9 protein-coding genes and 1 pseudogene are annotated in these 8,300 nt (G+C 53.6%); 8 read left to right on the forward strand and 2 right to left on the reverse strand.

Annotation, left to right across the window (positions count from 1 at the left end; translation table 11 throughout):
• Positions 1-235 precede the first annotated feature (235 nt).
• A complete protein-coding gene (locus JCM12296_RS30535) occupies positions 236-697 on the forward strand; it encodes an Lrp/AsnC family transcriptional regulator (protein WP_054700969.1) in 462 nt (153 codons plus the stop codon).
• Positions 698-721: 24 nt separating this feature from the next.
• Here JCM12296_RS30535 and JCM12296_RS39210 read toward each other — a convergent pair whose 3' ends face one another.
• Complete coding sequence (locus JCM12296_RS39210; RefSeq protein WP_157068040.1) at positions 722-1,066, reverse strand: hypothetical protein; 345 nt, start codon at positions 1,064-1,066, stop codon at positions 722-724.
• Between the two features lie 196 nt (positions 1,067-1,262).
• Here JCM12296_RS39210 and JCM12296_RS49605 point away from each other — a divergent pair, with 196 nt between their 5' ends.
• From JCM12296_RS49605 to JCM12296_RS48445, 7 genes and pseudogenes are all read left to right on the forward strand, one after another.
• On the forward strand, positions 1,263-1,820 hold the full coding sequence (locus JCM12296_RS49605; protein WP_281492213.1) for a hypothetical protein: 558 nt from the start codon (positions 1,263-1,265) through the stop codon (positions 1,818-1,820).
• Positions 1,802-2,212: a serine O-acetyltransferase gene (locus JCM12296_RS49610; RefSeq protein ID WP_281492214.1), complete on the forward strand. Its 411-nt coding sequence runs from the start codon at positions 1,802-1,804 to the stop codon at positions 2,210-2,212. Before JCM12296_RS49605 ends, JCM12296_RS49610 begins: the two co-directional genes overlap by 19 nt.
• A gap of 34 nt (positions 2,213-2,246) precedes the next feature.
• Entirely contained in the window at positions 2,247-3,167 is a 921-nt protein-coding gene (cysK, locus tag JCM12296_RS30550) for a cysteine synthase A (RefSeq protein WP_054700957.1), read from the forward strand.
• Between the two features lie 185 nt (positions 3,168-3,352).
• Complete coding sequence (locus tag JCM12296_RS30555) at positions 3,353-5,485, forward strand: sigma-54-dependent Fis family transcriptional regulator (protein WP_054700960.1); 2,133 nt, start codon at positions 3,353-3,355, stop codon at positions 5,483-5,485.
• 404 nt (positions 5,486-5,889) lie between these two features.
• Positions 5,890-6,345, forward strand: coding sequence for a molybdopterin-dependent oxidoreductase (locus JCM12296_RS42800; protein ID WP_054700963.1), 456 nt, complete (start codon positions 5,890-5,892; stop codon positions 6,343-6,345).
• A gap of 108 nt (positions 6,346-6,453) precedes the next feature.
• Positions 6,454-7,293 (forward strand): annotated as a pseudogene (locus tag JCM12296_RS48440) (molybdopterin-containing oxidoreductase family protein); the annotation flags it as partial.
• Between the two features lie 207 nt (positions 7,294-7,500).
• Complete coding sequence (locus tag JCM12296_RS48445) at positions 7,501-7,950, forward strand: molybdopterin dinucleotide binding domain-containing protein (RefSeq protein ID WP_281492215.1); 450 nt, start codon at positions 7,501-7,503, stop codon at positions 7,948-7,950.
• Between the two features lie 202 nt (positions 7,951-8,152).
• On the opposite strand, the gene JCM12296_RS51040 is transcribed toward JCM12296_RS48445, so the two are convergent.
• Positions 8,153-8,299: a phosphomethylpyrimidine synthase ThiC gene (locus JCM12296_RS51040; protein WP_172684194.1), complete on the reverse strand. Its 147-nt coding sequence runs from the start codon at positions 8,297-8,299 to the stop codon at positions 8,153-8,155.
• Between the last annotated feature and the right edge of the window lies 1 nt (position 8,300).

An 8,300-nucleotide genomic window follows, 5' to 3' on the forward strand; every position in this document is an offset into this window, starting at 1 on the left:
CGTGGCCGCGCCCATGCCGGTCAGCAGGCCGGCCAGCCAGCCACCGGACAGGCTGCGGCGGATACAAAGAATGCCGATGGGACCCACCGGTGCGGCGATGGAAAATCCAAAAATCAATCCTTTGATGTAAAATGGCGTGTTCATGGGGCCAATTTACCCGTATAAAGCCACTGACGCCATGCAGGATCGATGGTTTTCGATGGGCCGGACGTTATAAAATAAGGAAATGGAAGCCATGGACCTTCAGAAGGAAAAGCTGCTGGATGGGATCGGGCGCAAGATCCTTACCGCACTGCAGGAAAACGCGCGCATTCCGTTCAGCCGCCTGGGCAAACGGGTGGGCCTGTCGGCGCCGGCCGTGGCCGAGCGGGTCAAACGGCTGGAAGCGGTCGGCATCATCAAAGGCTATCATGCCCGCATCGATCCGGAACTAATGGGCCGCCCGGTGACGGCTTTTATCCAATTGGTCACCGATACCCGTTACTATCCGGCGGTCAAGAAACTCGCCGCCGATCTGACCGAGATCCAGGCCTGTCACCATATCAGCGGTGAGGCCGCCTTCATGCTTCAGGTGCGCGTGGCCGAGGTGGCCGATCTGGAAGCCGTGGTGGGGCGTTTTAGTCCCTATGGGCAGACGCGCACGGCCATCGTGTTGTCGACCACGGTGGATAAAAGGGAGATGGTTTCACTGGGGTGATACCGGAAGGTACGTTTTTCCCGGCTAATCCGCCGATTCGGTATTGACCACCTCGCGAATGCGGATGGGGCGCTTTTTGGGTTTGGGGGAGAGGGTGTTGTTGAGCAGAAATCCCTTGAGCCAGCCCTTGGCCTCCTTGGCCGCTTCCAGCTCGTTGTAGTAGGCTTTGACGTTTTTGATTTCCGGATACACCGCGTCCACGCGTTGCCACAGGTTGGGCCCCATTTTGGCTTCCACGGCGTAGAGCACCATCTTGCTTTCCACGGCCACCAGGCGGATGGTTGGGCCCAGTTTCTTTTCCAGCATCCGGATCGTCGCGAGATCCTCATCGCTCAGCATGGCAAATTTCAGGTCATCCAGCTCACTCATGGGCATCTCATCCTTTTTTGTTACCGGCCGTCGTGGCGCTATGATCGGCTTATCAAACCAAAAACCCGCCGGATTGTCAATTTCGACCCAGGACGTGAAAATTACCCCATAGGCGGATCGGCGGATTTTGACAAGTCTTTCTTGATGGTTAAAGTAGGAAAATACGATCCGATTAACGATCTGTGAGGATGCATCCATGAGCGATACCTGCCGCACCGAAACCGAGTGCCGTGAACAGGCGCGCGATAAGCTGTCGGCGGTGGCCGAGCGGATTATCGACCACTGTCAGAACAGCCCCTGCTACACGCACATCGACAGCGAACCGATTCCTGCCGAGGGGTTCGTCGCCGATATTATCGATATGTTCCGCGAGCTGCTGTTTCCGGGTTATTTCAGTCGCGAAAAACTCGATCCGGTGAACCTGCGCTATAGCCTGGGGCAGACCGTCTCCAAGTTATACGACTTGCTGGCCGATCTGATTACTCACAACATCCGCCACGACTGTCTGCGCTACAACCAGTCATGCAGCGACTGTACCAGCCAGGGGCACAGCATCGCTCTTGCGGTGATGGACACGATTCCCGAGATTCGGCAAGTGCTGGCCTCGGACGTGCGCGCGGCTTCGAGGGCGACCCGGCGGCCAAAAGCCACGACGAGATCATTTTCAGCTACCCGGGAATCTATGCCATCAGCGTCCACCGGGTTGCCCACCAGCTGCACGATCTGGGGGTGCCCATGCTGCCGCGCATCATGAGCGAACATGCCCACAGCATCACCGGCATCGATATCCATCCGGGCGCCACCATCGGTGGCCGCTTCGTCATCGATCACGGCACCGGCGTGGTGATCGGCGAGACCACCCGTATCGGCAACAATGTGCGTATCTACCAGGGGGTGACCTTGGGCGCCCTGTCGCTGCCCAAGGATGCCGGTGAACGCCTGCGTGGCAAGAAGCGCCACCCGACCATCGAGGATGATGTGATCGTTTATTCGGGGGCCACGATTCTGGGTGGCGAGACGGTCATCGGCGCCCGCTCGGTAGTGGGGGGCAACGTCTGGCTGACCGAATCCATTCCCCCGGATACCACCGTGATGCTGGAAACCCCCCGCCTGATCATCAAGGAGGCCCGTCGCAAGGCCGGTTGATGCCGGACGGTATCTCAAAGAAAAGGAGAATCCCATGACCATTCATGCGGTTATCGACAACACCATCGGCCGGACCCCCCTGGTGCGCTTGAATCGCATTGCTGTCGACCGGCCGGCTGAAATCGTTGCCAAACTGGAGTTTTTCAACCCCCTGGGCAGCGTCAAGGATCGCATCGCCGCAGCCATGCTCGACGATGCCGAACAGCGCGGCGTGCTTTCCGGCGATACCCTGATCGTCGAACCGACCAGTGGCAACACCGGCATCGGTTTGGCCTTCATTTGCGCGGCCAGGGGCTACCGGCTATGTTTGACCATGCCGGAAACCATGAGTGTGGAGCGTCAGAAACTGCTGCGCCATCTGGGCGCCGAGTTGGTGTTGACGCCGGGCCCCGCGGGCATGGGCGGCGCCATCGAAAAGGCAGCGGCCATCGTGGCCGAGAACCCTGGAGCCTTCATGCCCAACCAGTTCACCAACCCGGCCAACCCGCGTATCCACCGCGAGACCACGGCCGTGGAGATCTGGAACGACACGGCCGGCGAGGTGGATATCCTGGTGGCCGGCGTGGGTACCGGCGGCACGATCACCGGCGTGGGCGGTTATCTCAAGGAGAAGAAACCCGGCTTCCGTTGCGTGGCCGTCGAGCCGGCAGCGTCGCCGGTGCTTTCCGGCGGGCAAAAGGGAGCGCACAAGATCCAGGGCATTGGCGCGGGGTTCGTGCCCGAAGTGCTGGACCGGGCCATCATTGACGAGGTGATGGCCGTGCCGGATGAAGCTGCGTTTGAAACGGCCCGGGAGCTGGCCACCGGGGAGGGCATTCTGTGCGGTATCTCCTCGGGCGCGGCTGTGTGGGCGGCCCTTCAGGTGGCGGCACGGCCGGAAAACGTCGGCAAGCGCATCGTTACGATTCTGCCCAGCACGGGCGAGCGGTATCTGAGTACCGAGCTTTTTGTATGATCCAAACCGACCTGTGTGCGTCTCCAACGCCGCCATCCTCTTCCTTGCCGCCACCGTCCCTGCCACGAAAATCGAGCGCCCGCGTAATCCCTTGACGGTATCGTGATACAGCGGTTATAGGCAATTTGCATGGTTTTTTTCGGCACCCTTATTCCCCGCCATTGCCAGCCTGCAGGTGACAAGGAATGACCAAAGATTTGAACGACCCCAAAAAGGATTATACCGAAGTTGTTGAAAGACAGTTTAGAGAACTAAGCAGTCTGGCCGAGATGAATAAGAAGATCCACTCGACCATGAAAATGGAACGGCTTCTCCAGATCATGGTGGAACAGGCGGTCATCGGCGTCAACTTCGAAAGAGGGCTGATCTATCTTGTGGAGGATGATTTTCTTCGCTGTGTGGCCTCCCTTGACCGTATCAAGAAGGAGAAGGGGTTTACGGTTAAAAGCTTGAAAGGCTTTAAAATGGACGAGACGGCCGTTGAGGTATTGGTCGTCCAGTCCGGCAAATCGATCTATGTGAACGACGCCTGGACAGATAAACGGGTAAGCCAAAAACGATTGAAGATCACCGATTCAAAGGAATATTGTGCCGTTCCATTGAAAGGCCGTTCGGGGGTGCTGGGCGTGCTCACCGCAGATAAGGTTTATAGCCGGAATCCAATTGTCCCTGATGAAATCCAAACGCTTGAACTCTTTGCCGGCCATATCAGCCTTGCCATTGAAAATGCCGTTCTTTTTGAGGAAAAGGAGCGATTCGCCGCCTTGCTCGAAAAGAAAATATCTGAAAGAACGCTGGAACTCGCCCAAACCAATGCGCGGTTACAGCTAAAAATGAAAGAGCTGTCCACTCTTTTCGAGATTTCCGGCAGTCTGAACAAAAATATTGGCGTGAATGAAGTCCTTGAGCTTACCCTTTCCCTGGTTAAAGGGCTAGGCCATCCGGTTTGTGCTGTTCACCTGTGGGAGGGGGGCAGTTTCGGAAAGGCGTTTCAGATCGGGCTGGATGATGCCTATCTGAGAATAGAATTTCCCATGTTGGAAAAGAAAATCAAAAAAACAACATTGCAAGAACCCGAGGCATTCCTTTTAGAAGATCTGAAAGATATCTCCAAGTCCTCCCCCCGAAGCGGACCATACTTGAAAAATGACAACCCTTCAAAATTAATTGTGCCTTTGCGATCAAAAGACAAACTCCTCGGCGTGCTGGTGGTTTTCATTTTAAAAGGACATGCTTTCGGGAAAGAGCAAGTAAAATTTTTTTCCGCCTTTGGGCTGCAGGTATCCATGGCCCTTAAGAATGCACTGGCTTTTCAGGAGATCCTCGATCAAAAGAACCGAATGGAGAATTTGTCCCGAAAGCTTGAACAGGAGAATATCTCCCTTCGGGAAAAAATGAGGGTAGAGCAGGAGAAAAAATTTGTGGTTGGTAGAAGTTCTGCCATGAAGACAGTCATGGCGCTTGTGCAGAGGGTTTCTTCCACCGATACAAGTGTCATTATCTATGGCGAAACCGGTACCGGAAAAGAATTGATCGCCAACACGATCCATGAGATGGGCCGTCGCAAGCTGAACCCTCTGATCAAGGTCAATTGCGCTGCCATTCCCGAAGAATTGTTGGAAAGTGAATTGTTTGGACACGAAAAAGGGGCTTTTACAGGTGCACATGACCGAAGGACGGGGATGTTTCAGCTCGCCCAGGGGGGGACCATTTTTCTGGATGAAATCGGCGATATTTCCCTCAAAACGCAGACCAAGCTTCTCCGCGTGCTCCAGGAAAGTGAAATCCAGCCACTCGGATCAACAACATCCATAAAGATGGATGTCAGGGTAATTGCCGCGACGAACAAGGATTTACAAATAAAAATAGAAGAAGGAACCTTCCGTTCCGATCTCTTCTATCGGCTTAACGTGTTTCCCATCACCATGCCTCCCTTGCGGGACAGGCTGGAGGACATTCCCCGATTGGTTGCGTTTTTTATCGACAAATACGCCCACCTAAAAAAAGGAAAAGCCCATATCGATAAGGATGTCATCGGAATCTTTCTGAAATATTCCTGGCCTGGCAATATCAGAGAGCTTGAGAACATCATTGAGCGGCTGATGATTATATCGGGTTCAGGTGATATCACCATCACGGACCTGCCACGGGAGATGGCTGTGGATGCCGCGGACCAGGTCGTTGTCAGACCTCTGAACGAAGCGGTTTTTGATTTTAAGAAAAACCTTGTCAGACAGGCTCTGTCAGAGAGTTCCGGGAAAAATCCAGTGCGGCCGCAATGCTGGGAATGCCCCGATCAAACTTTTCAAGACTGTTGAAACAGCTTGGCATAACCTGAACGCGTAACTATTTTTTTCACGTCTGCTTAAACGGCTTAGGTCCCAGCGATGCTATCAAATTGATAACAACACAAGATGGGCCGTTTTGCATCCGTTTATCGTCTTGCACTGATCTTGGCTGTTGTTTTGGTCTTTTCAATCCGCTGAAATAAAGGGTTTGAAAAAGGTAAAAGGCAAAAAATTATCAGTTTGATAGCGCCATTGTTATCATAATGATAATTCTTATCGAACCGTATTTTAAGTACAGCCATCCTTTGTTTTATCTATTTGTAAAATTTGAACATATTAATATATGCAGTCATTTGGCATTCCAATTGCGATGAAGGCGTTTAACAGCATCTGTTTGCCGGTTGAATTAAAATTCATGCAAGGAGGAAGGCCAAATGAAAGCAAGAAAAGAAATCCTGACGGACTGTACGCTGTGTTACCATAGTTGCGGCATCAGGGTTGCCGTGGAAGACGGAAAGGCGGTTGCGGTAAAAGGGCTGGAATCCCACCCGATCAATAAAGGGGAATTGTGTCCAAAAGGCGAAAGCATTTTAGATACCATTTATCACCCTCAGCGCATCAAATATCCCATGAAAAAAGTAAATGGAAAGTTTGAACGCATTTCATGGGAAACGGCCCTGGATGAGATTTCCCGTAAGCTGTCAGATTTGAAGGAAGAATTCGGGCCCCAAATGATGGGCATGTTTTCCGGTTCGATCGGCGTGGAGAACATGGAGATTGCCGGCTTGACCCAGCGCTTTAAAACCGCTTTCGGTTCGCCCAACTTTTTTTTCCGTGGAGAGCGTATGCTACCGGATGCGCATCAGAACCCGCCAGATCACATTCGGTAAATACCCCACCGAAGAGCTGGATTCAAATCTGTATATCCTCTGGGGGCACAATCCGGATGCATCGGACCTGCCTTTAAAAATGGCCATTGAAAAAACAGGCAAAAAGGCGCCAAAGTGGTGGTCATCGATCCTAAAAAGATCCCCCTGTCCAAGCATGCAGACATGGTTCTTCCCATTCGTCCCGGATCTGACGGTGCCCTGGCCCTGGCGCTGATCCATGTGATCATCAAAGAAGAACTGTATGACCGGGCCTTTATTGACCAGCACACCAAAGGCTTTGAAAAGCTGGTTCCCCACATTGAGCCATATACACCGGAATGGGCCCAGACGATCACCTGGGTGCCGGCGGATCAGATTCGAAAGCTGGCGCGACTGTTTGCCGCCACAAAGGGCGCCGCCATCTACCAGGGAACGTGCACCCAGGATCAGACGGCCAATGGCACCCAGAACAGCCGGGCGTTTTCCATTTTGCAGGTCATTACCGGGAATATCAATGTGCCCGGCGGCTGGGTGATCAGTCCCAGACCCTATTTGGGTAATGTGGGGCTATCCGGAGACGGCGATCCATTGGGCATGGATCAGTATCCGTTGTTCATCGAGTTGTGGGGCCGGAAAAGCCCCTACGGCGTTGTGACCATGGTTCCTGAAAATATCCCGGATCTTTTAAAAAGTTTTATCGTGGTCGGCGGCAATCCCCTGGTCTCCATGCCGGACAGCAATGCTTTCAGGGAAGCATTCAGGAAACTGGATCTATTGGTGGTCCATGATCTGTACATGACGGATACGGCAAAGGAAGCCCATTATGTCCTGCCCGCCTGCTCCAACCTGGAAAAATATGGCGTGGCGTATAATTACAATGTGTGCCACTGCACCCCCTATCTGATGCTGCGCAAAAAGTGCATCGAACCTTACGAAGAGAGCTGGTCCGAGTGGAAATTATTCACGGAGCTGGCAAAACGTCTGGGGCTGGAAGACTATTTCCCCTGGGTATCGGAAGAGGAACTGGTTTCCTTTGAGCTGGGCCAGACCGGGTTTTCCTTTGACTACCTGTTAAACGAAAAACCCGAGGGGGACTATTACCAGCAAAAGTCCTACACGATTCCGGACGGCACCTTTAAGACGCCGTCCAAGAAGATTGAAATATACAGCGATGCCATGCAGCAGGCCGGCGTTGATCCCTTGCCCACCTACCTGGAACCGCTCAAGAGCCCCCAGTCCAAAAAATACAAAGATGCCAAAAAATATCCCCTGATCCTGGGTACGGGCAACCGAAGCTATTATTACACCCATTCCCAGCACCGCAATATTGATGCCTTAAACGAGCAAGACCCACATCCCCTGGCGGAACTGAGCCGCAACACCGCCAAGGATTTCGGGATCCAACAAGGCGATGATGTCAGCGTTTCCACGGACAGGGGCACCGTGTTCATGAAAGCCAGTGTGGTGGACTGCGTGGCCGACGGCATCGTGTTTGTCCCCCATGGCTGGTCCGGGCAGGCCAATGCCAATCTGTTAACAGACGCCCAATGCAGGGAGCCCATCCTGGGATACCCGGATATGAAATCGTTAATGTGTGCGATCAAGCGTGTGGAAATCAGCAGTTAATCAAACCGTCATGCAAGGGCTGCTTAAACGGTTGAAAAGCGCAAGCAAGAAGAATCCTTGCCGCATGCGCCGGTCCCCAAATGGGAGCCCCGGCATTGCCGATCGCACGTCATCTCCGGTGTCCGCGATCGTCGTCCCGCATCGACGACGATCGCGGAGCACGGATATCGGGCGTTTTACGACGCCGCCTGTGATCAGTCGTTCAGCTGAATATCCTTCCTTCCAGCACCCGGTTCATGTTACGCACGGCGCACATCTTACCACACATGGTGCAGCTGTCGGCATGCTCGGGGATCGAGCTTTCGCGATAGCGGCGGGCTTTTTCCGGATCCATGGCCAGGTTCAGCATC

This window comes from Desulfosarcina cetonica JCM 12296 (assembly GCF_001311845.1).
GTDB classification, from domain to species: domain Bacteria; phylum Desulfobacterota; class Desulfobacteria; order Desulfobacterales; family Desulfosarcinaceae; genus Desulfosarcina; species Desulfosarcina cetonica.

Bases quoted from the DNA above. Each gene is read 5' to 3' on its own strand.
- JCM12296_RS30535 (WP_054700969.1), top strand. From the start codon at position 236: ATGGACCTTCAGAAGGAAAAGCTGCTGGATGGGATCGGGCGCAAGATC.
- JCM12296_RS39210 (WP_157068040.1), bottom strand. From the start codon at position 1,066: ATGAGTGAGCTGGATGACCTGAAATTTGCCATGCTGAGCGATGAGGAT.
- JCM12296_RS49605 (WP_281492213.1), top strand. From the start codon at position 1,263: ATGAGCGATACCTGCCGCACCGAAACCGAGTGCCGTGAACAGGCGCGC.
- JCM12296_RS49610 (WP_281492214.1), top strand. From the start codon at position 1,802: ATGCTGCCGCGCATCATGAGCGAACATGCCCACAGCATCACCGGCATC.
- cysK (WP_054700957.1), top strand. From the start codon at position 2,247: ATGACCATTCATGCGGTTATCGACAACACCATCGGCCGGACCCCCCTG.
- JCM12296_RS30555 (WP_054700960.1), top strand. From the start codon at position 3,353: ATGACCAAAGATTTGAACGACCCCAAAAAGGATTATACCGAAGTTGTT.
- JCM12296_RS42800 (WP_054700963.1), top strand. From the start codon at position 5,890: ATGAAAGCAAGAAAAGAAATCCTGACGGACTGTACGCTGTGTTACCAT.
- JCM12296_RS48445 (WP_281492215.1), top strand. From the start codon at position 7,501: ATGCAGCAGGCCGGCGTTGATCCCTTGCCCACCTACCTGGAACCGCTC.
- JCM12296_RS51040 (WP_172684194.1), bottom strand. From the start codon at position 8,299: ATGCTGAACCTGGCCATGGATCCGGAAAAAGCCCGCCGCTATCGCGAA.